The organism is Paraburkholderia sp. BGA-UO-ETr-F12 (assembly GCF_059567945.1).
The window spans coordinates 279977-304276 of the sequence record NZ_JCAQOZ010000046.1 but is presented as its reverse complement, the minus strand read 5'-3'; the positions used below and the strand labels follow the sequence as shown (position 1 = coordinate 304276).

The 24300-nt window shown below is 63.6% G+C and carries 18 protein-coding genes; 13 read left to right on the top strand and 5 right to left on the bottom strand.

Going from position 1 to position 24300, the window contains the following annotated elements; genetic code table 11:
- Positions 1-56: 56 nt before the first annotated feature.
- The 9 genes from AC57B6_RS20590 to AC57B6_RS20550 all read left to right on the top strand — a co-directional run bounded on the left by AC57B6_RS20590 (position 57) and on the right by AC57B6_RS20550 (position 10565).
- Positions 57-803, top strand: a complete 747-nt coding sequence (locus AC57B6_RS20590; protein WP_028194639.1) for a FadR/GntR family transcriptional regulator — start codon at positions 57-59, stop codon at positions 801-803.
- Positions 804-1139: 336 nt separating this feature from the next.
- Positions 1140-1883 (top strand): (Fe-S)-binding protein, encoded by a 744-nt coding sequence (locus tag AC57B6_RS20585; RefSeq protein WP_496422002.1) that lies wholly within the window; start codon positions 1140-1142, stop codon positions 1881-1883.
- A complete protein-coding gene (locus AC57B6_RS20580) occupies positions 1880-3271 on the top strand; it encodes a lactate utilization protein B (protein WP_252890286.1) in 1392 nt (463 codons plus the stop codon). The genes AC57B6_RS20585 and AC57B6_RS20580 overlap by 4 nt, the downstream gene beginning before the upstream one ends.
- The gene (locus tag AC57B6_RS20575) at positions 3258-3845 is read left to right on the top strand and encodes a LutC/YkgG family protein (protein WP_496422001.1); all 588 of its coding nucleotides are present in this window, start codon (positions 3258-3260) and stop codon (positions 3843-3845) included. Before AC57B6_RS20580 ends, AC57B6_RS20575 begins: the two co-directional genes overlap by 14 nt.
- A 153-nt stretch (positions 3846-3998) precedes the next feature.
- On the top strand, positions 3999-4424 hold the full coding sequence (locus tag AC57B6_RS20570) for a type IV toxin-antitoxin system AbiEi family antitoxin domain-containing protein (protein WP_028194635.1): 426 nt from the start codon (positions 3999-4001) through the stop codon (positions 4422-4424).
- Complete coding sequence (locus AC57B6_RS20565) at positions 4387-5343, top strand: nucleotidyl transferase AbiEii/AbiGii toxin family protein (RefSeq protein ID WP_496422000.1); 957 nt, start codon at positions 4387-4389, stop codon at positions 5341-5343. Before AC57B6_RS20570 ends, AC57B6_RS20565 begins: the two co-directional genes overlap by 38 nt.
- Before the next feature lie 105 nt (positions 5344-5448).
- Entirely contained in the window at positions 5449-7290 is a 1842-nt protein-coding gene (locus AC57B6_RS20560; protein ID WP_496421999.1) for a VRR-NUC domain-containing protein, read from the top strand.
- On the top strand, positions 7287-9563 hold the full coding sequence (locus AC57B6_RS20555) for an ATP-dependent DNA helicase (protein ID WP_496421998.1): 2277 nt from the start codon (positions 7287-7289) through the stop codon (positions 9561-9563). Before AC57B6_RS20560 ends, AC57B6_RS20555 begins: the two co-directional genes overlap by 4 nt.
- Before the next feature lie 150 nt (positions 9564-9713).
- Entirely contained in the window at positions 9714-10565 is an 852-nt protein-coding gene (locus AC57B6_RS20550; RefSeq protein WP_496421997.1) for an alpha/beta fold hydrolase, read from the top strand.
- Here the strand turns inward: AC57B6_RS20550 and AC57B6_RS20545 are convergent.
- The 4 genes from AC57B6_RS20545 to AC57B6_RS20530 form a co-directional block, all read right to left on the bottom strand.
- A complete protein-coding gene (locus AC57B6_RS20545; protein WP_496421996.1) occupies positions 10504-13089 on the bottom strand; it encodes a mechanosensitive ion channel family protein in 2586 nt (861 codons plus the stop codon). The two genes, AC57B6_RS20550 and AC57B6_RS20545, sit on opposite strands and share 62 nt — an antisense overlap.
- Positions 13090-13344: 255 nt before the next feature.
- Complete coding sequence (locus tag AC57B6_RS20540; RefSeq protein ID WP_046572888.1) at positions 13345-13695, bottom strand: NIPSNAP family protein; 351 nt, start codon at positions 13693-13695, stop codon at positions 13345-13347.
- 119 nt (positions 13696-13814) lie between these two features.
- Positions 13815-15545 (bottom strand): MFS transporter, encoded by a 1731-nt coding sequence (locus AC57B6_RS20535; RefSeq protein ID WP_496421995.1) that lies wholly within the window; start codon positions 15543-15545, stop codon positions 13815-13817.
- A 175-nt stretch (positions 15546-15720) separates the two neighbouring features.
- The gene (locus tag AC57B6_RS20530) at positions 15721-17157 is read right to left on the bottom strand and encodes a sigma-54-dependent transcriptional regulator (RefSeq protein WP_030100454.1); all 1437 of its coding nucleotides are present in this window, start codon (positions 17155-17157) and stop codon (positions 15721-15723) included.
- Positions 17158-18413: 1256 nt separating this feature from the next.
- Here AC57B6_RS20530 and AC57B6_RS20525 point away from each other — a divergent pair.
- The 4 genes from AC57B6_RS20525 (at position 18414) to AC57B6_RS20510 (ending at position 22439) form a co-directional block, all read left to right on the top strand.
- Positions 18414-18701 (top strand): hypothetical protein, encoded by a 288-nt coding sequence (locus AC57B6_RS20525; protein WP_496421994.1) that lies wholly within the window; start codon positions 18414-18416, stop codon positions 18699-18701.
- A gap of 62 nt (positions 18702-18763) precedes the next feature.
- Positions 18764-19966 carry an AAA family ATPase gene (locus AC57B6_RS20520; protein WP_144194863.1) on the top strand — a complete coding sequence of 401 codons (1203 nt, stop codon included), beginning with the start codon at positions 18764-18766 and terminating at the stop codon, positions 19964-19966.
- 174 nt (positions 19967-20140) lie between these two features.
- Entirely contained in the window at positions 20141-20902 is a 762-nt protein-coding gene (locus AC57B6_RS20515; protein ID WP_496421993.1) for a methyltransferase family protein, read from the top strand.
- Positions 20903-20996: 94 nt separating this feature from the next.
- Positions 20997-22439, top strand: coding sequence for a nicotinate phosphoribosyltransferase (locus AC57B6_RS20510; RefSeq protein WP_030100457.1), 1443 nt, complete (start codon positions 20997-20999; stop codon positions 22437-22439).
- Between the two features lie 7 nt (positions 22440-22446).
- Here the strand turns inward: AC57B6_RS20510 and AC57B6_RS20505 are convergent, their stop codons facing one another.
- Positions 22447-24300 (bottom strand): ABC transporter ATP-binding protein/permease, encoded by a 1854-nt coding sequence (locus tag AC57B6_RS20505; protein ID WP_496421992.1) that lies wholly within the window; start codon positions 24298-24300, stop codon positions 22447-22449.

Sequence of the window (24300 nt, the reverse complement as noted above, 5' to 3'; positions counted from 1 at the left end):
AGTGGCGCAACGTCGGCGAACGGTATAATTCGTCCACTTCTTCACCCGCGCCGCCCATGCCATTTCTCCCGATCCAGTCCTTCACGCGCAAACGACTTTCCGACGTGGTGTCCGACCAGATCAAGCAACTGATCTCGGACGGCGCGCTGATGCCGGGCGACCGGTTGCCGGCCGAACGGGATCTGGCCACGCAACTCGGTGTGTCTCGGCCGTCGTTGCGGGAGGCGCTGATCAGGCTGGAAGCGGACGGCTATATTGAAACGTCGGGGCGGGGCGGTTTTACGGTTGTCGACGTCACCGCGCCGATCATTTCCAAGCCGCTTGCCGAACTGCTGCTGCAGAATCCGCGTACCAGTGCCGATATTCTCGAACTGCGCCAGGGTCTCGAATCGATTTCGACCGTGTATGCGGCGCAACGTGCCACGGCGGCCGATCTGCAGAAAATTACCGAAGCATTCGAAGCGTTGAAGGCTGGCTCGCAGTCGCAAGATCGCGTGAACCTGGCGGAACTGGACGCCGCGTTTCACCTCGCGATTGCCGACTCTACGCATAACATCGCGCTTGCCCATGTGATGCACGGCATCCATACGCTGATTCGCGAAGGCATGCGCCAGTACCATCGCCTGATCGATTATGACGAGGCGATGGAAAAACAGTTGATGAGTCAGCATCAGGCCATCTATGACGCGGTCATCGCGCGTGACGCGCAAAAGGCGCGCAAGGCCGCCGAGCGGCATTTGACCTTTGTGCGTGAAATGTACAAAGACGACGCGACGAAACCTGCGCCGAGCGTGATTTCCTGATTCCGCCGGGCGTCTGATGTTCCGGTTTATCTGAGCTTTCGAAGTCCATGCGCGCTCGCTGCGCGAGCGGCGCATTGCGCGCCTGCGCGCCTCCTGTCGACCCACTCAACTCGCTCCTGCTCTGATTTCCGGTTGACATCGTGCGGTGCGCTCCTTATATAATTCATGGTCAGACCAACATGACCAGTCTGACTGAGTGCTCACAATGCATGCTCACGACGAGCGACCGCGCTGACTGGCCAGACGCATGGCGTCGGCGGAAAACACCTGCGCCGCGACGATTCCAGCACTAGAGTGGATGAATCGCCGGCCGCCGCCTTTCTTTTCAATGAGCTTATGAAAGTCGCCCTGTTTATCCCGTGTTTTATCGATGCGTTCTACCCCGAGGTGGGCATCGCCACGCTCGAATTGCTCGAACGCTTCGGCATCGAGGTCGACTATCCGCAGAAGCAAACCTGCTGCGGCCAGCCGATGGCCAACAGCGGCGCGCAAGCCGAGGCCGCCGGCGCCGAGCGCGTGTTCGCGCGCAACTTCGCCGGCTACGACTACATCGTCGGGCCGTCCGCGAGTTGCATCCATCACGTGCGCGAGCATTTGACCGCGATCGCGCAGACCGATGAAGTCGCGAAGGTTCGTGCCAACGCCTATGAGCTCGTCGAATTTCTGCACGACGTGGTCGGCGCGCGCGAGTTTCCATGGGCCGAGTTTCCGCATCGCGTCGGGCTGCATAACAGTTGTAGCGCGTTGCGGCATCTGAAGGAAGCATCGGTTTCGGAGATCGCCGCGACGCCGTTTTCGAAGCCACGCACCTTGCTCGAAGGCGTTAAGGGCATCGAGTTCGTCAAACCGTCGCGGCCCGACGAATGCTGTGGTTTCGGCGGCACCTTCTCGGTGACCGAGGAGCCGGTGTCGGTCCGCATGGGACAGGACAAAGTCCGCGATCATCTCAATGCGGGCGCCGAGTACATCGTATCGGGCGACATGTCGTGCCTGATGCACCAGCAAGGTTGCGCGGAACGCATGAAAGCCGACGCGCGCTTCATTCATATCGCGCAGGTCCTTAACGGAGCACGCGCATGAGTCGCATCGATCACGCGAAAGCCGCGGGTGCTTTCATCAGGAAGACGGAGCACGTCGCGTTTCACGACAAGCGTCTATGGGATTTGCGCGAGAAGCGCGATGCGCAGGCGCACGGCATTGCGGAATGGGAGACGCTGCGCGACCTGGCGTCGGGTATCAAGGAACACACGCTGTCGCATCTGTCGGACTACCTCGAGCAGTTCTCTACCGCGGCTGAAGCCAACGGCGTTGTGGTGCATTGGGCCGCGACGGCGGAAGAACACAACGCGCTGGTACACAAGCTGATGTCCGAGCGCGGCATGACCACGCTCGTCAAAAGCAAGTCGATGCTCACCGACGAATGCAAGATGCGCGAGTACCTCGAACCGCGCGGCATCACGGTGATGGAAACCGATCTCGGCGAGCGCATCCAGCAACTCGATCACCAGGACCCGAGCCACATGGTGGTGCCCGCGGTCCATAAACTACGCGCCGACGTGGCCGAACTGTTCGGCCGCACTATCGGCACCGATCCGAACAACAGCGATATTCATTACCTCGCCGAAAGCCAGCGGATGAACACGCGGCCGTATTTCGTCGCCGGCAAAACCGCCGGCATGACGGGCTGCAATTTCGCGGTGGCGGAGACGGGCACGGTGGTTGTGTGTACTAACGAAGGCAATGCCGACCTGTCGGCGAATGTGCCGCCTTTGCATATCGCGTCGATCGGTATAGAAAAGCTGATTCCCAAGGTGTCGGATCTCGGCGTCTTCGTCCGCATGCTGTCGCGCAGTGCGCTCGGTTCGCCGATTACGCAATACACCTCGCATTTTCGCGCGCCGCGTCCGGGCACCGAGATGCATTTCATCCTCGTCGATCATGGCCGTTCGGAGCGGCTTGCGATGGAGGATTTCTGGTACTCGCTCAAATGCATCCGTTGCGGCGCGTGTATGAATACCTGCCCCGTGTATCGGCGCAGCGGCGGTTTGTCGTATGGCGGCACGTATTCAGGGCCGATTGGCGCGATCATCAATCCGACTTTCGATCTGAAGCGCTATAGCGCGTTGCCGTTCGCGTCGACGCTCAACGGCAGTTGCACGAATGTGTGTCCGGTGAAGATCAATATTCACGAGCAGATCTACAAATGGCGCACGGTGATCGCCGAGCGTCACGAGGTGCCGTTCGTGAAGCAGGAGGTGTTGAAAATGGCGGGGCGTCTGCTCGCGAGTCCGACGCTGTATCGGGCGACGGTGTCGTCGATGGGCGGCGCGCTGCGGCGGCTGCCGAATTTCGTGCTGTACAACCCGCTCAACATCTGGGGCCGGCAGCGTGAGTTGCCGGAGGCGCCGAAGCTGACCTTCCACGCCTGGTACAAGAAGAATCGCGGAGGTGGCGATGGCAACGCGTGAAGCTTTTCTGGCGAAGGTGCGCGAGGCGCAACCGGCGGCGCGTCCGCGGCCTGAGGTGCCGTTGTTCGCTTCGCTGGGCGGGGATTTGCGGGCGCGCTTCACCGCTGCATTGCAGGCGATGGGCGGCACGTGCGTCGACGTGTCGGCCGCGGGTGACGTGCTGGCGCTGATCCGCGAGCGGTTCGGCGACGCAGCGTCGGTGGCCTCGGCGACCTCCGAGGTTCCCGGCACGCGGGAGATCACGGCGGAAACCGAGCCGGCTTCATTGCAGGACGTCGAGGTGGGCGTGGTGCGGGCGCGCTTCGGTGTCGCTGAAACGGGTTCGGTGTGGTTCAGCGAGCGCGAGTATGGCGTCAATGCGCTGGGGTACATCGTGCAGCATCTGGTGGTGCTGCTCGATCCGGCGCAGTTACTTGACGGTTTGCAGGACGTGTACCGACGCGATGACTTTCGCGACGCGCGCTTTGCCGCGTTGGTTACAGGCCCTTCGGCCACGGCGGATATTGAAGGCGTGCTGATTCGCGGCGCGCAGGGGGTGAGGTCGTTGACGGTGGTGTGGGTGGCTGGGTCGTAAGGGATCTGGTGCGGGCCTGGCTCCAGGGGACGACGCCCGATCTCATCCGGGCACGTGTTATACTAACTCGATGATCGATATTTGTTCAATTTTTGTTATTATAATCATTGGGTTGCATGTTGATTTAGGTCAACTGTATGAGCGGAGTTTGTCATGGTCCTCGAAGACCGGCTGAAGATAGCAATTGCCAGGCGGGAGTCCGATGTGTTCCTGCGGACCGAGCTTGCCCGTCTTGGTAGCGAGGCCCAGCTTGGCCGGGCGCTTCGCAAACTGCTCGACAGTGGGGTCATCGTTAAACTCGGCGTTGGCGTGTATGCAAAAGCCAAGCGTAGTGTCCTGTCAGGCGTACCGATCCCGGTTCAGCCGGTTGAGGTTTTAGCCGAGCAAGCCTTGACGAGGATGGGTGTCGAGGTCTACCCGAGCAGGCAAGTCGAGTTGTACAACGCGGGTGAAACGACTCAATTGCCGGCCGGCACGGTAATCAACACCGGCAATCGCCGCATCGTGCGGAAATTAGGTTTCGGCAATAAAACTGTTCAATATGAAAATAATCTCAGAAGAACAGAAAGAGCTTATTGATTCGATTACCGCGGAAGGGCTGGCCGGAAACCTCTCTGCCTTCGTTCTCGAGAAAGATATCCACGTCACTGACGCCTTGCATGCGTTGGCGAAACTTCGGCATCGGCACATTCAGTTCGTTTTTTGCGGTGGTACGAGCCTGTCCAAGGCGCATGGTCTGATCGAACGGATGTCCGAAGACGTCGATCTGAAAGTGGTGTTGAATGCCGATCACGGGTTCACGCAAAGCGGCGTGAAGACTCATCTCGGCAAGCAAAAAAACGCTGTAATCGACGCGATGAAGACACTGGGCTTCCACTTCGTCGAAGAAGAAAAACGGGCTCTTAACGCGAACCGTTACTTCGCGTCCGGTTGGCGTTACAACACGCGCTATACCGCTCACACCAGCTTACGACCTCATTTAAGCCTCGAATTTACAGTGCGTACGCCGAGCTTTGCCGTTGTGCAAAAACCTATCGGCTATCTGATCGACCGTTTGGCGGGCCGCGAAAGGGCGCCGATCCGTATGCCGTGTGTGGCTATCGAAGAAACACTCGCGGAAAAAGTCCTGTCGTTTTTGCGCCGTCACGCGGAACACAGAGCCGGCGTGCGGGAAAAGTGGGATCAGGCATTGGTGCGCCACATTTACGACACCTATTGCATCGTGGGCTCGAACGCGGCGTTCGTCGATCGAGCGGCTGCCCACTTTAAAGACTGTGTCGAGTACGATCGCGGAGAGTTTCACCATCACTCCGCGTTTGTCGACGATCCAAAGCAATCCATGACCGCGGCTCTCGCGACTGCGGAAACAGAAGCGCAGACGAAACGTGAGTATGAGCAGGTGCTGCTGCCGCTTGTCTATGGAGCGATGAGGCCGACGTTCGGAGAGGCCTTCGCAGTGTTCAAGTCCACGGCGTCGAAGCTTCTGGCAACGCTTTGAGAACCGCTACACGTCGCACCACTTTCAATAAGGCGTGGGTTAGCTGGTTCTTCCACGGTTTTTGCTATCATAACTGTATAAACATACAGGTTTCGTCAAAACCCCGTGGCAATAGATGCTCCGTCAGACCTCCGCGCTGATGCCCCTTACTACCTGCTGAACTTCGAGCGCGCGCTCGCGTGGCTCGCCGAGCGTTACGACGATCTGCTGGACGCGCACGAACACGGTTTTCTGCGCGATTTCGCCGCTTTGCCGCAGCCTTCGCGTGCGTTGCTGGTTCGCATGCTGATGCGCAAGGGCGAACTGTTCCGCGCCAGCCGTCTTTCTTATGACGAGATCGGCTGTCCCTTCGAAGCCGTTGCTCCCCTCGCGGCGCTCGGCTGGGTCGACACTGAACCGCGCCTGACGCTCGACGATCTCTTTGCGCTCACCACCCGTCCCGAGTTGCTGCTGATCTTTGCGGACGCCATCGCGTTGATTCCAGGCGCGAAGGGCTTGCGCAAACCCGATCTGCTCGAAGCACTGCGGCCGTTGTTCGCCGACCGCGGAGACGAAGGCGAGGAACAAAGCGTTACCGCGTATCCATTGTCCACATGGCATAGCAAAACCACCGACCGTGTTTTCCATGTCGCCGTCGCGCCGCTCTGCGAGCGTCTGCGCCTGATGTTCTTCGGCAATCTCCAGCAGGACTGGTCGGAGTTCGTGCTAGCTGATCTCGGGGTGTTCCAGTACGAGCAGGTTGCGTTCGCGCCATCGTCGCGCGCATTCCAGCAACGTGCGGACGTGGACGTCTATCTTGCGCTGCAGGCCTGCCGCGAAGCACTCGAATGGCTGCCTGCGGGAGACGCTGAAGCCGCGGCGATCGACGAACTCGTCGCCGCGATTGCCGCAATCGAAATTTCGAATCCCTGGCTCGAAACGCGGCGCGCGAAACTGTTGTTTCGTATAGGCCAGCATTGTGAGCGTCAATGGAACTGGGCCGCCGCACTGGCCGTCTACGAGCGCTGTGCCTGGCCAGGCGCGCGCCATCGGCGCTTGCGGGTGCTCGAACGCAGCGAACGATTCGACGAAGCCTTCGCGCTCGCTTCGCAAGCCGCTGCCGCGCCTGAAAGCGAAGAGGAAATGCAGCGTGTCGCACGCATGCTGCCGCGGTTGCGGCGCAAGCGCGGCGAGCGGGTGGCGCGCGTGCCTGCCGCACGGCCGGTCGAGCGCGGCACACTGGTGTTGCCGAGGCCGGAGGCGCCACAACCGGTCGAATACGTTGCCCGGGATCATTTGACTTGCGAGTCGGCGCCGGTTCATTACGTCGAAAACGCGCTGATCAACTCGTTGTTCGGTTTGCTGTGCTGGGAGCCGGTGTTTGCGGCAGTGCCCGGGGCATTCTTCCATCCGTTCCAGCGCGGGCCGGCCGATCTGCATGCGCCGGATTTTCATGCGCGCCGCGCGGACCAGTTCGCCACCTGTCTTGCGCAACTCGACAGCAGTGCCTATCGCGAAACGATTCTGCGGCATCTGCAAAGCAAGGCGGGTCTGCAATCGCCGTTCGTATTCTGGGGCTTGCTGACGCCGGAACTGGTGGCGTTGGCGCTCGATTGCCTGCCGGCCGCGCATCTGAAGCTCTGGTTCGAGCGTTTGCTGCGCGATATCCGCGGCAACCGCTCAGGCCTGCCGGACCTGATCCGTTTCTGGCCGGCCGAGCGTCGTTACGAGCTGATCGAAGTGAAGGGCCCCGGCGACCGCTTGCAGGACAACCAGATCCGCTGGCTCGCGTACTGCGCGCAGCACGGCATGCCGGTACGCGTACTCGATGTGCGCTGGGCCGATGATGATGCCGCTGTGGCCGGGACAACGACGGTGTGGGAGGCGGCGACAGCGGTCACGACGGCGGCTCGGAATGCGGCTCCCGAAAACCTCACCGCGGGTGCCGCGAACGAGGGCGCCATATGACCTACGTGGTCGCCGTACGGGCGATGTGCGAATTTACCGCAAGGCGCGGCGACCTGGATCTGCGCTTCACGCCCGCTCCCACCTCGCTGGAGGGCATGGCGGGCCACGTGACGGTGGCCGGGCGGCGCGCGGGCGGCTATGAAACCGAGATCACGCTAAGCGGCACGCATCGTGGCCTGACGGTGCGTGGCCGCGCCGACGGCTACGATCCGGTGTCGAACCGGCTGGAAGAGGTCAAGACCTATCGCGGCGCGCTCGAACGGATGCCCGCCAATCACCGCACCCTGCATTGGGCGCAGGCGCTGGTGTACGGCCATCTGCTATGCCGTGCCCGCGGGCTCGCCGAATTGACGGTCGCGCTCGTGTACTTCGATGTCGGCACCCAGAAGGAAACGTCGCTGGCCGAAACACACAGTGCACGTGAGTTGGAGATTTTCTTCGTCGAGCAATGCGAGTGCTTTCTCGATTGGGCCGTGCAGGAAGAGGCCCATCGCGCGGCGCGCAACGCTGCGCTCAGCGCCTTGCAGTTTCCGCACGGCACGTTCCGTAGCGGGCAGCGCGAACTCGCGGTGTCGGTGTATCGTGCCGCGCGAGACGGCACGCCGTTGATGGCGCAAGCGCCGACCGGCATCGGCAAGACCCTGGCGACAATTTTTCCGCTGCTCAAGGCGTGTGCGTCGGACCAGATCGACCGCGTGTTCTTCCTCACCGCGAAGACGCCGGGCCGCGCGCTCGCCCTCGATGCGATCGAAACGCTGCATCGGAGCGCCGCGCCGTCCGCAAGCCGGTTGCCGCTCAGAACGCTGGAACTGGTCGCGCGCGACAAAGCCTGTGAGCATCCCGACAAAGCCTGCAACGGCGAGTCCTGCCCGCTCGCGCGCGGCTTCTACGACCGGCTCGATGTGGCCCGCAGCGCGGCGTTGGCCGGGCCGAAGCTCGACCGCGTGTCGGTGCGCGAAGCGGCGCTCGCGCACGAGGTCTGCCCGTACTATCTGGCGCAGGAACTGGCGCGCTGGTCTGACGTGGTGGTCGGCGATTACAACTACTACTACGACAGCAGTGCGATGCTGTACGCGCTCACGCAGATCAATCAGTGGCGCGTCGGCGTGCTGGTGGACGAGGCGCACAACCTGCTCGAGCGGGCGCGCCGCATGTACAGCGCGTCGCTCGACCAGGCGGCGTTCCGGCTCGCCCGTAAAACTGCGCCGGCAACCCTGAAGAGGCCGCTTGAACGGCTTCAGCGCGAATGGAACGCCGTCAAACGCGCGCAGACCGCCACCTACCAGGTCTACGCCGAGGTACCCGGCAAGCTGCTTTCGGCCGCGCAAAACCTGATCGGCGCAGTGACGGACCAGTTGGCCGAAGCGCCGCTTTCAATCGACGAGGCGTCATTGCGGTTCTTCTTCGACGCCATGCATTTCGTCGCGCTGGCGGAGCAGTTTGGCGAGCATTCGATTTTCGACATCACGCTCAGCACGGATCGTTACGCGCCGCGCGACAAGACCAACGCCACGCTGTGCGTGCGCAACGTGATCCCCGCACCGTTTCTCGCCGGGCGCTACGCTGCCGCGCGCACCACGGTGATGTTTTCCGGCACGCTCAATCCGCATCGTTTCTATCGCGACACGCTGGGTCTGCCTGAGCAGACCAACTGGCTCGAGGTCGAAGGGCCGTTTCGCGCCGAGCAGTTGCAGGTGCGCGTGGCGGGCAATGTATCGACGCGCTGGCGCGACCGCGAGCGTTCGCTCGTGCCCATCGTCGAGCTGATCGCGAAGCAGTACGCCGCGCAGCCGGGCAACTATCTCGGGTTTCTGAGCAGCTTCGAGTATCTGCAGCAGGTGGTGGGGTTGATGCGCGAGCGTCATCCGGACCTGCCGGTATGGGCGCAGGAACCGGGTATGGACGAGGCAGCGCGCGATGCGTTCCTCGCGCGCTTTCGCACCATGGGGCAGGGTGTCGGCTTTGCAGTGTTAGGCGGCGCGTTTTCCGAGGGCGTCGATCTGGTCGGGCAGCAGTTGATCGGCGCCTTCATCGCGACGCTCGGTCTGCCGCAAATGAACGACGTCAACGAGCAGATGCGCCGCACGATGGACGCGAAGTTCGGCAATGGCTACGACTACATGTATCTGTATCCGGGTTTGCAGAAGGTCGTGCAAGCCGCGGGACGGGTGATCCGGACCGAGCAGGATCAGGGCGTGGTGCATCTGATCGACGACCGCTACCGGCGGCCGGAAGTGCGCCGGCTGTTGCCGCGCTGGTGGCAGGTGCAATAGAGGCAATAAACGCAATAGGCGCAACAGGCGCGCCATCGGCATAAGCCGATCTCTTTACCTCCCAGGTAATCGACCTGCGTACCGCCGCCGGGCAAAGTGGCGGCACGGCACAACGATTCCGACCCAGCGACTCCAGGTAAAGAGGCTCTCATGAACGCAACCGCACCGTATCTCACCGACGAACCCAACACCGTCCGCACCGCGGACCATACGCGTCTTTTCTACCGCGACTGGGGGCACGGCACGCCGCTCGTGTTCCTGTCCGGATGGACGCTGAATTCGGACATGTGGGCCTATCAGATGGAGCCGCTGTCGCGCGTCGGCTGCCGTTGCATCGCTTATGACCGCCGCGGCCACGGCCGTTCGAGCGATCCGGGGCGCGGCTACGACTTCGACACGCTCGCCGCCGATCTCGATAGCGTACTGAGCACGCTCGATCTAAGCAACGTGACGCTGGTTGCGCATTCGATCGCGAGCGGCGAAGTGGTGCGCTACCTGACGCGCTATGGGGCGGAACGTGTGGCGCGGGTTGCGTTCATCGCGCCGGCCGCCACGCCGTATCTGCTGAAAACCGAAGACAACCCGAACGGGATCGACGCCGCCCTTTTCGAGCAAGGCCGCGTTGCGCTGCGGCGCTCTTTCCCCGACTGGATCGAGGCCAATGCCGCGCTTTACTTCGGATCGGGCACGTCGCGCGCACCGCTGGACTGGACGATCCGCATGATGCTGCAAACCTCGCATCAGGCCATGCTCGAACTCGCCCGCGTTCAGACCGTCACCGATTTTCGCGCGGAGTTGACCCGCATCCGCGTGCCGTCGCTGGTCGTGCAGGGTGATCGCGACGCCTCAGCGCCGCTCGAATTGACCGGCCGGCCCACGGCGGCGCTGATCGAAGGTGCGTCGCTGAACGTCTACGAAGGCGCCGGCCATGGCCTGTATTTCACGCATGCGGAGAGGTTGAACCAGGATTTGCTGGCGTTCCTGGACCACCGGCCGGTTTAGGGTCGGCCGGCGGCTGATCGTCGAGCGGTGCGTCGGGCTTCGCGTCGGTCTTTGAGTCGGCCGCCGTTTTCAGCGAGGTATCGGCTGCCGGCGTTGCCGGCGCCTGGCTTTCCGGTGCGGCCTTGGGGGCGTCATCCGGCGTGCCGTTCGATTCGACTTTGGCCGCCACGCTGTCCGGGTCCCACGTCAGCAAATGCCGTTGCGGGTTTGCGATGGCGATGCCGCGCGCGTTGAACTGATCGAGAATGCGCCGGTTGAATTCGCGCTGTACGCCCCAGCGCGCGGTGTCGCGGCATTGGATCTGGCCGGCCAGCGTTACCGCCGAGCCATCCACGCCATCCACGCCCCAGAAGCTGAAGTCGGACAGGATGCCGTCCTTGTATTTCTCGTCCTCGCGCAGCGCGGCGCCGATTTCCTTCAGCGTGGCGATTGCCAGATCCACATCTTCGCCGAACACGATATTCACTTTCACCGCCGCATTGCCGAGTCCGCGATTGGTGTTGTTCACTGTCGACACCGAACTGAACGGCACGGTGTAGAGCGAGCCGTCGCTGCCGCGCAGCCGCACGGTACGAATCGACAGATATTCGACCGTGCCGGACACGCCCGCGAGCGTGACCCAGTCGCCGACCTGCATGGCGTTTTCCATCAGCAGGAACATGCCGGTGATGAAATCCTGCACCAGCTTTTGCGAGCCGAAGCCGAGCGCCACGCCGAAGATACTCGCGCCTGCCAGCAGCGGGCCGATGTTCACGCCGATCTCACTCAGGCCCGTGAGCACCACCACCAGCGCGATCACGCAAAAGAGCACGCTGCGCAGCATCGGCAGGAGCGTGCGCAGACGCGCGGCGCGCACCAGGTCGCCGCTCGTGGTCCAGCGGTCCAGCCGCTTTTCGATCGCCACATTGGCGCCTTCCCACACCACCAGCGCGATCCCCGCAGCGACCCCGATCGTGACCAGCGCCGAAGCCAGCCGATGACCGATCGAACCGGTCTGGAACAGCTCACCCACGTCGACACCCCATACCTGCAGCAGCGCGAGTGCGGTGACGATGCCGATAATCCACGACACGATCCGTCGCAGCAGCGGGTAATAGCGGTAAGCATGCTCCTGAACGAGTGACTTTTCCGTATCGCCCTGGACATTGAAGAGCCGCGCCATGGCGCCGAAAATCACGATCGCGACGACCCGCGCGCCGACCAGGATCGCCAGCGTAATGCCGCCGAGATGCAGCAGCGTGTGATAGCCGTTCTGCACGTCGAGCGCCCAGATGAACCAGAGCGCCATGACGATAAACGCGGCGAACCACGCCCATGCGTCGGCGAGGGCGTGGCCGAACATTTCCAGCGACTTGCTCGCGGCGAAGCGCTTGCGGATCAGGTCGCCGACCGGCTTTGCGCAACGCAGGATCAGGATCGAGATCATGATGTGGCCGGCGAGCGCGACCACCTTCATTAGCGCGAGATGCGCCGCATCGTTCAGGCCGAGCGACTGCGCGATCTCCGCGATCGCCGAACCGGCGCCGACCACGGCAACGATCCGCACGATCCAGCGCTGCAAGAAAACAGCCCACGTATCGCCCATGCGCAACAGACGCAGGCGTGGCGCGGTAGGTTGCAGGAAGAAGCCGCTGCCGATCACGATCAGGCGGCACAGTACGTAAATGTCGATGATCGAATCGAGCGCGCGGTCCTGCGGCGTGCCGTCGGTGGTGAAGATCGACATGAGCGCGCTTGCCGTGGCGACGAATATCGCCAGCGGCAACAGGCGCAGCACGGCGGTCAGCAGCGCGCGCGGCAGACGCTGCAGGAGCGTCCAGTGATGCGCGGCGTGCTGCTTGCCTTTGGCCTCGATGGCTTTGCCGCTGGTGGGCGAGGACGTGGGCGTGCTGGCGGATGCGCCCGGCGCATCGGCGGGCGGCGCGTGGGCGTCGTCGGCCGCCTGTTCGCGCCGTGCGGCGAGGGCCTTGTAGGCGCGGCGCAGCAGGCGGCGCGCGAGCCATTCGATTCCGAACGCGGGCAGCAGCGCCGCCAGCAGAGACCACGTCACCTGGCCCAGGATGCTGCGCGCTTGCGGGTTGGTCGATTGCCAATGCCACCAGGCGCGCACCGAGGCGACGTCAAGCAGCGCGGCGAGCGAAGTGCGCAGCGATGCGCCGAGGCGCACGGCCCAATGCGCGCCCTGACGCGCCAGTTGCGAGGCAAGGCCATTGGACTGGAATGCGGCTGGAACGAGGGCGGCGGCGCTGCTGGCCGCGGCCGGCGCTGAAGCCGCGGTTGCCGCTGAGGCAGGGGGAGCGCTGAGGGCGCCCGCGGCGGCGATCGCCCGGAGGGTGTCGCTGACTTGCGCGCGGCGGGCGGGGTCATTGAGGACGCTGAGGGCCTGACGGGCCTGTTCGGGCGTCAGGGTAAGCGCGGCGGCGGATGCCCCGGAGGCGGCGGCGGGTTGCACCGCGGCGGCAAAGACCGGCGCGGTGCTCAGAATGAGAAAAAGGAAAAGCCAGGCTTGAAGTATTTTGCGCATAGGGTGTAAAGCGGGGTACCAGCTTCGGACGGTGGTGCCGGGACGCGTGAACCGGTTCGGCGGCGTGACCTTGAACCGACACGGGATTGATCGTACAAGTTCCATCCGTGACGGCTTTCGGTGGCCATGCGAAAGCTCGGCCAGATGGTCCGGATTGTAACGTCCGCCAGCAAAAAGCCTGCCTGTCGGACGATGCCGTCGCTGGCACCAACACCGACGACCACGTCGTCGCGAACCCGCCGGCGTACCCGGCGCTTATTCCGTTGCGTCCACCGCGCCCGATGCCGCCACCCCGAGCGTGCCTTCGACCACTTCAGTGAAGGTGCGCTCCTCGCGCAGAATGAAGCGCCTCGTCTGCGCGAACTGGAAATTTTCCCGCGCTTCCGCATCGCTGCGCAGACGCGCCCGATAGGCTTCATAGGCGGCGAGGCTGTCGAATGCAATCAGGCCCCAGGCGATGTCGTTGGTGCCTTCATGGGGCAGAAAGTAGCCGATCAGATGGCCGCCGCAGCGGGGAATGATGCGGCCCCAGTTGCGAGCGTACTCGTCGAAGGCTTCGCGCTGGAACGGGTCGATCTGATAGCGGATGAAGCAGGTAATTGTCATGTGCAGGCTCCCGATCGGGTGGCAGTGATGGTCTGAGGTAACCAGTTGCCAGTATGGCGACCGGCTGACCACGACGTTTCACCGCCTTCTGAACTGTCGATGGAAATAGCGCGGCCTCGCTAGGGCCCATGTTGCGAGCGGATCGTCAACGCCGCGAGCAACCCGCCGGCCAGCGCGCATGCCGCCGACACCAGCGCCACCGCCCGCAGCGCCGCACCCAACGCCTCGGTCTGGGCCTGGGTTTGGGCGCCGGTCTCGGTCCGGGTCTCGGTCCGGGTTTCGGTCATTCCCGCGTTCACTTCGGCATGCGAAGGGCTTTGCGCAACACCGGACGGCGCGGCCCCCGCATCGCTACCTGCCTGCGCCAGGCCCGTTTGCGCCAGGCGTCCCATCTGGCGTGCCGCGTCGGGCACATGCAACGCGTCGAGCCGCGCGTCGAGCGCCGCGTCGTGCGACCACACGTACACGATCCCGAGCACGGCGATCGCCAGCAGACTCGCCACCCTGGCAACGGCGTTATTGATGCCCGACGCGACGCCGGTGCGCGCGGCCGGTACGGAGGTCATCACGGTGGTCGTCAACGGTGCGACCGTAATCGTCATGCCGAGTCCGAGCACAACGAGCGCAGGAAAGAAGCCGCGCCAGTATTCGCCGCCTGCCCAGGGCAGCGCGAGCATGGCAAAGCCGAGCGCCGCGATTGCAGGTCCGACGCCCAGCAGGAGCCGCGCGCCGTAACGGCCCGTCAGCCCGCCGGTGAAACGCGATAACACGCCGATCGTGACCGGCACCGGCAGCAGTGCGGCGCCGGCTTGCGTCGCGCTGTAGCCATAGGCGCGAATCAGCGTAAACGGCAGGAAAAACAGTGCGCCGCCCAGGCCGAAGTACAGCAGCAGCGTGACGAGGTTCGCGCCGGTGAAGTTGCGCGAACGGAACACGTCGAGCGGCATCATCGGATCAGGGGACTTCGCTTCTAGCGCGACAAAGCCGGCCAGCACCAGCATGCCCGCGAGGATCAAAGCCTGCACCCGGTGATCGCCGAAACCGCGCGCCGCGGCGATGGTCAGGCCGTAGGTCAGCGCCGCGAGTCCTGCGGTGGCTGTCACCGCGCCTCGCCAGTCGAGTCTGGACGGCGCGGGCTGGTTGAGCGCCGCGGCGGGGCCGGATGGCTCGTCTTTGCGCCGGTTATCCGGCACGGCGATGATTGCCAGCGCGATGGTTGCGCACGCAACCGGTACGTTCAGAAAGAAAATCGCCCGCCACGAAAACGCGTCGACGAGCCAGCCGCCCGCCACCGGTCCGAGCGCCGACGTGATCGCGCCGACGCCGGCCCAGGTGCCGATTGCCCGGCCGCGTTCCTTGTCGTCGAACACCGCGCCGATAATGGCAAGACTGCTCGGCACCAGCAGCGCCGCGCCGATGCCCTGCACGGCGCGCGCCGCGATCAGGGCGCGGGCGTCCGGCGCCAGGCCGCAAGCAATCGAGGCCAGCGTGAACACGCCGATTCCCGCGATAAACACGGTGCGGCGGCCGAGCGTATCGCCGAGCGAGCCGCCCACCAGCACCAGCGCGCCGAGAAACAGCAGATAGGCGTTGACCACCCATTGGATGGCCGCGACGCTCGCGCCCAGCTCGGTCTGGATCGAGGGCAGCGCGACGTTGACCACGGAGCTGTCGATGAACGCCATGCTCGAACCAAGGATAGTCGCGGCAAGCACGAGCTTTTTGCGCCGGCAGGGAGGACCGAGGCCGAGGGGCTGAGCGTGGATGGCAAGCGTGTCGCACGGACTCGCCTGGGCCGGAAGGACGGAGGAAGGGCGGCGCGCAAGCGCCGGAGCGTGCTGATCGGCCAAGTCCACTCCCGGGTGGATGAACGGCTTTCAGCATAGCAACGCCAGCAGAGATCCGATAGGCGGTTACGACTTCTGGCGCGCTGGACCGCGATAACCATCCTGCCCGGCGCGTCCGGCGCACCCGGCCCGGGCCGCCAGACTTACGCAGCTTCGCCCGTTCAGGCGGCCGGCAAAATCAAACCAGATACGGCGCCTGCCGCTCCGCCTCCTCGTCGGCATCCGTGCCGCCGTTGGCATTCGGCGCACGCCCGACCGCCGGTTCCTGATGCAGCCGGTTCGCATGCATCAGGCGATACAGCGTGGCGCGTGAAATGCCGAGTTCGGCCGCGGCGTCGGACAATTTGTAGCCATGCCGCTGCAACGCGTGCTCGATGGCGTCCTTTTCAGCCTTGCTGCGGATCTCCGCGAGCGTCACGGCCGGCCCGCTGTCGGTTTCCGGCAAGCCGAGGTCGCTCGCGGTGATAAAGCGGCCCTCGCTCATCACCACCGCGCGGCGCACGCAGTTGATCAGCTCGCGCACATTGCCCGGCCACGGATAGTTCGACATGGCGACGATCGCGTCGCTCGAGAGCCCGCGCAGTTTGCGCGCGCCGTCCTGCCGGTACATGCTGAGCGCGTAGTTGGCGAGCAGCTTGATGTCGCCGCCGCGCTCGCGCAACGGCGGCTCGACGAGCCGCAGCACGCACAGGCGGTGGTACAAGTCGGAGCGGAAACGGCCGTCGTCGACGGCGCGGTCCAGATCGACATGGGTTGCCGAAATCACCCGCACGTCGACCTTGATCGGTCCGCTGCCGCCCAGCCGTTCGATGGTGCCTTCCTGCAGGAAACGCAGCAGGACCGCCTGGCACTCGTGCGGCATGTCGCCGATTTCGTCCAGAAACAGGGTGCCCTCGTTGGCGCTTTCGATCCGGCCGATTTTACGTTGCAACGCGCCCGTAAAGGCGCCGCGTTCGTGGCCGAACAATTCGGCTTGCAGCAGGCTCGGCGGAATCGCGGCGCAATTGATCGCGACGAACGCCCGGCCCGCGCGCGGCGAGCGCTCGTGAATCGCCCGTGCGGTCAATTCTTTGCCGGTGCCCGATTCGCCTGCGACGAACACCGGCGCATCGGTCACGCCGCATTTGTCGATCCGGCGGTACAACTGCTGCATCGCCTCGCATTGCCCGACCATGCCGTGCCGGCCGAGCGAGGGTTCCGTGACGACCGGCGCGTGCCTGAGGCTCGACAGTCCGTGCGCATGGCCGAGCGCGAACACGAGCCGTTCGTTCAACCAGGGCCGGGTGACGAAATCGAAGCAGTAATCGAGGATAAAGCGGCTAACCAGTTCGTTCTCCGACTGGCCCGGCGCGATTTGCGCGACCCAGTTGGTTTCGACGCGCCGCATGCACGAGGCCAGAGCCGACAGGTATTGGGACGTGCAGTCCGTGGGCAATTCGACGAGGCCGACCTTGATATTGGCGCGCTCGATCATGCGCTCGGCGATCGCCGTGCTTTTGGCGTGCACTGCTTGCCAGCCCGATGCGGCCAGGAAGTGGGCAAGGTTCTGATCGGGCGCGCTCGACACGTACAGAACGGTGCGTTCGCTGTCGACAGGTGCGCTAATCGTATTCATGTTACCCCCGGATCGTTGCTTCTCTCAGAACGGCTTTCGACGAATTGGACAGACCGGCAGTGGCAAATTCACGGTAGCGGCAATGACGGGGACTTGGAGCGGCGTGAGCCGCCGAGCGCTGCATTTCGGACAGGCAGCAGAATGAGTGTTCACCGCTGAAACTGCCTGACTATTTCATCCCCGAATCACAAAAAGCCGTTTATTACCTCGGTGGCCTGGCACAGGCGCTCTAAGTGGCGCATGGCCTAACGATATGCGAAAGCGCTTTGGAGCGCCATATAAACAATTCCGGATCAGGAAGCGTTTTTCGCACCGGAACGTATCGGCGTGCCGTTCAAAAATAGCAGGTCAACCCCGGCTGTGAGTGTAAGACCACATAGTGACCGCAAATCTCATGCTGTTAATCATGCAATAAATGGCGTGTCGTCGAATTTCCAGGCATTACCGCGTCTCAAGCTTGCGACATTTTGGGCAGCGGCTGCGAAAGCCGTTTTGTGGCCCGAAGCGTCGGCATATTTGACCGGTGCACGCCGCAAAGCGTGGCCGGAGAGGGACCGATAAAAAGTGCGCCGATGGCCTGCGCAGGTAGATCCTTCCGCCTTGCGTTAGCCGTTGAATCCGGCGCGTGTCAAATCCGAATCAAGCTGTGCCGCGTGACCCGGCCTGGCGCGGTGCGTTGCAGCAAATACTCCATCCAGCAAGGGATTGATGATGCATGGCACAGCCATTGCAATAGGAGTCTCACAAGCAGATTGATTGCCGCCTGGCTCCGGATGCACGGGGAAACAGCAACTGGAGCCCAGCGGCAAAACTTGTCTTCGTAAGCGCGGCCGGGGAAGCCAATGTGTCTTACGAGGGTGCGGCGGGGCCACTGAAAAACGGACGTCAAAAAAACGGGGCGAATGAGCGATACGAAGTATCGGTCATTCCGTCACCGGACGACGTGAAGCATTGACCTCGCCACTTTATCCGTCGAACTGAACGGATTTGAAAGTGAACGGTCGAGGCTGATCGTCATAACGACAGATACCGTGCTCGGGCAGATTACGGGCATGCGAAGCAAAGAATAGGGAAGCGGCAGCGGGGAAGGGGCAGCGCACGGTCCGTACGGCCGGCGCGACGAAGCGGGGAGGAATGGCCTGAGTCTCCACAGAGGGGCACACGCTACGAGGAGAACTGGGCGCCGTGCCCGCGCATCAAGGCGGGCACGGCTTACCTGGAGATGGCCTTGCAATGGCTCTTCATTCGGGGGTGTCATGAAAACGATCAGCAAGCCGGCCGCATTGCGGCTGAATCACCAGAACACGGCGCGCAGCGCCGGCGTCTTCTACTCGCGGCACTTTGCGCAACAGCAGTCGTTGGTCGCCGCGCCGTCGGCCGATCTGCTCACGCTGGTGATCGCCGAGGCAATCAAACGCAAGGCTCAGGCCGAGATTCAGCGCGACGTGTTACGCGAAGCGATCTATGAAATTCCGGTTTTGCCCGAACGCGATCACGATCGGGGCGCAGCCATCTACCCAGCCGATCCCGACGACGACGTCTGAAAGTGGAGCGGGATTGACGTGGCCTTACCCACCGGAAGGCTTCAGTTCGGCGGAGGCCCGACATGATCGACATCTTTCTGATTTCGTCCAGCGTGGAGCGCGCGCCGCATATCGTCGCGCGCCTCGAAGAAAGCGGCGTGGTATTCCGTTTGCGCACCGCTTATGGCACGGCGCGGCAATTGCGCGTGCATGCCCGCGAAATCAGGAGCGCCGATCTGCTGATTGTCGACGACGTCGATCTGAGCGCGCGCGAGTTGCACGGTGTCGAAGAGGCGCTGGCCTGCTCGCCCGCGTTGTATTGCATGCTGGTCACGCCGGCGCCGTCCGCGACCCTGCTGACCGCGGCAATGCGCGTCGGCGTGCGGCACGTGCTGTCATGGCCGCTGGACGCGTATGAGATTGCCGCGGCGCTCACGCATATCGCCGGGAAGAAAAGCGCGGGCGTGCGTCGTGCCGGGCGGATCGTGTCACTGGCATCGTGCAAGGGCGGCAGCGGCACGACGCTGATCGCCGTGAATCTCGCCTGGTCGCTGGCCGCGCAGCGTAACCGGCGCGTGCTGCTGATCGACCTCAGTCAGCAATTCGCCGACGCGAGCCTGCTCCTCGCCGACAAGCCGCCGCCGGTGACGCTCGCCGATCTATGCCTGCAGATCGACTGTCTCGACGCCGCTTTGCTGGATACCTGCGTGATGCACGTCCACGCGAACCTCGACGTGCTGGCGGGAGCCGGCGATCCGCTCAAGGCGGCCGCGATGTTGCCCGCGCAACTGGAGCAGATTCTCGCACTGGTGCGCGAGCGTTACGACGCGGTGCTGATCGACATCGGCCAGAGCCTCAATCCGTCGACGATCCATGCGCTCGATCACAGCGATGCGATCTGCATGGTCGTGCGGCAAAATCCGCTGTATCTGCACGGCGGCCGCCGGATGCTCGATATTTTCAGGGAACTGGGCTATCCGCCCAGCAAGGTGCGGGTCGTGGTGAATCAATACGACAAGAACGCTCGCATCAATCTGCCGACCCTCGAACAGACCCTCGGCGCGAAGGTCGCGCACCAGCTTCCGCGTGACGACAAGCAGGTCAACGAGGCGCTCAACCGCGGCGTGCCGCTCGTCACCACCGCCCACGACAGCGCGCTGGCGCGCGGCATCTGCCTGCTCGCCGACATGCTGTGGCCCGCCATCGCCGAGCCCCGCAAAGGCATGCTCGGCCGCCTGTTCGCTGCGCGGCCTAACGTGCCGCCGCAGTTGAAGCCGGGCCACTGAACCAGGCCGATCGCTGGAACCCGCACGCCCGGCCTGAATCCGGGCGCGGGTGGCGTGACGCGTGGCATGATATGGACAACGGCCCGTTGCGACTGCTACGCTGCGGCACGGGTGGAGCAGAAATCTTCATGCAGCAGACTTGAAAAATAATTCGCAGATCGAAGTGAGTGACGCATGACAGAAACCACACGCTCGGGGGAAGTCGATAGAGAGGGTTCGCTCGAGAATGCCGCGAACGGCGAGCCGGCCAGCGCGGCAGCTCGCGTCGGCGGTGAGGGCAGCGGTGAATACGGCGGGGAAGACCGCGCGATGGCGGCCGGCGGCTGGCGCGAGGCGGCGGTCGAAATCGCCGCGCGTGTCGCCGCGGGGTTCATGCTGAGCATTTTTACCTATGCGGCGGTCAGGCAATGGCTTGTTGCGCCCACCCGTATCACCTTGTTGCTGCTCGTGGTGAGCGCGTTCATGACTCTCGGCCTGTCGCTGTTTGCGCGGGTGCCCAGCAAACGTGACTGGACGCCTTTTGCGTTCATCTGCTCGGTAGGCGGAACCTTCTATTTTCTGGCCGTGCGGCTGTCGCCGGGAGCCCAGCTCATTCCGGAACTGGCCGGTGCGTCATTGCAGTTGCTGGGGATCTTCTGGCAGATGTTTGCGAAGGTGTCGCTGAGCCGGTCCTTTGGCATCTTGCCCGCCAATCGCGGGGTGATCTCCCACGGCGCTTACCGGTTCATGCGTCACCCCATGTACCTGGGGTATTTCCTGACGGATATCGGGTTTTTGCTGGCGAACTTCGGAATTCAGAACGTGATTGTCTACGGATGCCAGTTTGCATTGCAGATTGGCCGCATTGTGCGGGAGGAACGGCTCCTGGCCGAAGACGAGCAGTACCGGGCGTACAGGGGCAGGGTGCGGTTCCGGGTGATTCCGGGCGTGTTTTGACGATGTATGGTGTAGTTCGGGCTACGGCATAAGCGGCAAGATACCCGGCCGGCCCGATTACCCTTGAGAGAGCCGCATCAGCGTAACGTCACCCATGCAAAGCGATATCAACCCGTTCAACGACATGGCGTCGATCCTGTCCAATCCGATCCTCAACACGGATTCCTACAAGGCGTCGCACTATCTGCAATATCCGCCCGAGGCGTCGGCGATGTTTTCATACATCGAGTCGCGCGGCGGCCGCTATGACCGCACGCTGTTCTTCGGCCTGCAGATGCTGATCAAGGAGTATCTGTGCCGCCCGATTACGGCGGCCATGATCGACCAGGCGAAGGCGTTTTTCACGGCGCACGGCGAGCCGTTCAACGAAGCCGGCTGGCGTTACATCGTCGAGCAGCGCGGCGGCTATCTGCCGGTGCGGATTCGCGCGGTGCCGGAAGGCTCGGTCGTGCCCACGCACAATGTGCTGATGACGGTCGAGTGCGACGATCCGCAGGTGTTCTGGCTGGCCTCGTATCTGGAAACCATGCTGCTGCGCGTGTGGTATCCGATCACGGTCGCGACGCAAAGCTGGCATCTGCGCAAAACGATCCGCGCCTGGCTGGAGAAAAGTAGCGACGACCTCACGCAATTGCCGTTCAAGCTGCACGATTTCGGCGCGCGCGGCGTGTCGAGCGCGGAGTCGGCGGCGATCGGCGGTTCGGCACATCTGGTCAGTTTCATGGGTTCGGATACGGTGCTCGGCGTGCTTGCCGCGAACCACTACTACAACGAGCCGATGGCGGCGTTCTCGGTGCCGGCCGCCGAGCACAGCACGATCACGTCATGGGGGCGCGAGCGGGAAACCGACGCCTTCCGCAACATGATCGCGAAGTTCGGCAAGCCGGGGGCGATCGTTTCGGTGGTATCCGATTCCTACGACCTGTTTGCCGCGCTCAAGGTATGGGGCACGGAATTGAAGCAGGCGGTGCTCGACTCGGGCGGCACGCTGGTGATCCGGCCGGATTCCGGCGATCCGCTGACGATCGTTCTGCAAACCATGCGGGCACTCGAGGCTTCGTTCGGTTCGACGGTGAACGGCAAGGGGCGGCGCGTGCTCAATAACGTCCGCGTGATTCAGGGCGACGGTGTGAATCCGGACTCGATCGAAGCGATCCTTGCGCGCATGGATCAGGCCGGCTTTGCCGCGGACAACATTGTGTTCGGCATGGGCGGTGCGTTGTTGCAGCAGATCAACCGCGATACGCAGCGATTCGCCATGAAATGTTCGGCCATCCGGCTTGGCGACGCATGGCACGACGTCCACAAGGATCCGGTTACGGATGCCGGCAAGCGGTCGATGAAAGGGCGACTTACCTTGCTGCAGAATCGTCACACCGGCGAGTATCGAACGGCGACGCTGCCGGTGGCGTGGGACGAGCGCACCGTCGAAGGCGATTGGGACGAGGCGCTCGTCACCGTTTTCGATTCAGGAAAACTGCTCGTGGACACCGCGTTTTCCGACGTCAGGAAGCGGGCTCACGCGGGCGAGAATTAGCCGCGGGTCAACTGAGCTTCCAGACCGACACGCCGGATTCGTCAATATCGATCCGGCAGGGGCTTCCTTCGCGCAGGCGGGCATCTTCGTTGGCGATATCGAACCGTACCCCCGCGATATTCAGCCTGACATACCGCTCGCCGCGCCGTAATTCAACCGCCTCGACCACGCCGGCATGCGCGCCATCGGGACAAAGAAGCACCGCATGGGAAGAGATGCGCCACATCACGCGTTGCCCAACGGCAATCTCCTGGTCGCCGTGAGCCGTTGCGATTGTCAAACCATTGCCGATCTCGATCCGACCCGGGGCGGTCACCGAACCCTTGCCGACATTGTGCAAGCCCAGCAGTTCGGCGACCCGCATCGAAGCCGGCTGTTCGAATACCGCGGCAATGGCACCCGCTTGCAACACGCGGCCCTGTTCGACCACCAGCACTTCGTCGGCGAGGAGAGCCGCTTCGTCGGGATCGTGCGTGACGATGATGGTCACTGCGGCTATCTCGCGCTGCAAGGCTCGCAACGACTGCTGCAAACGCCGCCGCCGCGGCGTATCGAGCGCCGCGAACGGCTCGTCGAACAGCAGCAATTCGCTATGACGCGTGAGCGCGCGGGCCAGCGCCACACGCTGCCGCTGACCGAACGACAACTGATGCGGCAAGCGCGCGACCAGTTGCGCGAGGCCTAGGTGTTCGAGCCAGTAACGCGCGCTGGCGGCATCGGCATCGACCGGAAACGCGAGTTGCTGCGCGACCGTCATGTGCGGAAACAGACCGTAGTCTTGCGGCATATAGCCGATCTGGCGGCGCTCGGGCGGCAGCGGGCTCAAATCGGTGGCGCCCAGCCGGACCGAACAGGACGCGTTAGATTCGAGCCCCGCAATCAGGCGCAATGCCAGCGATTTGCCGGAGCCCGACGGTCCGATGATCGCCAGCCGTCGTGTCGCGGGCGTCCACGCGATGTCGAGTTCGAACGCGCCCAGGCGGCGTTGCAGATGAAAGGCGAGACGCCGGCCGGCGGTCTCGCCCCGGCTGGCGGTGAGATCCGTGCCGGGTTCCGGCGCGTCGTCGCCGTTTTCGGTTTGTTCGAGCGCGGATTTCTGCCGAACGCTATAGACCGACAGCGCCGCGCAAACAATCGCAATGGCGAGCGTTGGCAGCAGCAGGGGCATCATCGCCGGCAGACCCTGGCCGCCGAATACTACGTACGTATACACCGGCAGCGAGTACGGGTGATAGGCCACCATCACCGTTGCGCCGAATTCGCCGAACGCACGCAACCACGCGAGCGCGAGTCCTGCACGAATCGCCGGCCACGCGACCGGCAACATCACGCGGAAAAAACGGCTGCCCGCATGGTGACCGAGCGTGGCGGCCACGTCGTCGAGCACCGGGTCCACGGCGGCAAACGCCGATTTCGCGGCGATGATCAGGAAGGGCGCGGCCACGAAGACTTCCGCGAGCACGATGCCGGCAAACGAATCCGTCAGCGCCCCGTCGGTGAACTGGCCGACCCAGCTATACGGGCCGAGCAGAAACAGCAGCAGCACGCCGCTCGTGAGCGGCGGCAAGGCGAGCGGCAACTGTACGACGAAGCCGAGCAGCGCCATCTTGCGCGAGTTCGACCGTGCCAGCAGATAGCCGAGCGGCACGCCGCCGAGCAGAATCACGAGCGAGGCCACACTGGCGCTCGCCGCCGAGATGCCGACCGCCGACCACACCGCGCGCCAGTCGACATTCGCCCAGTCGGCCGCGCCGAGTTGCGGCACGCTCGCGACAAACGGCGCGCACAGATAGACGGCAAGCAGCGCCGCCAGCCACAGCAGCGGTCGCGCGGCGGACCGGTTTACCAGCTGTTTTGCCAC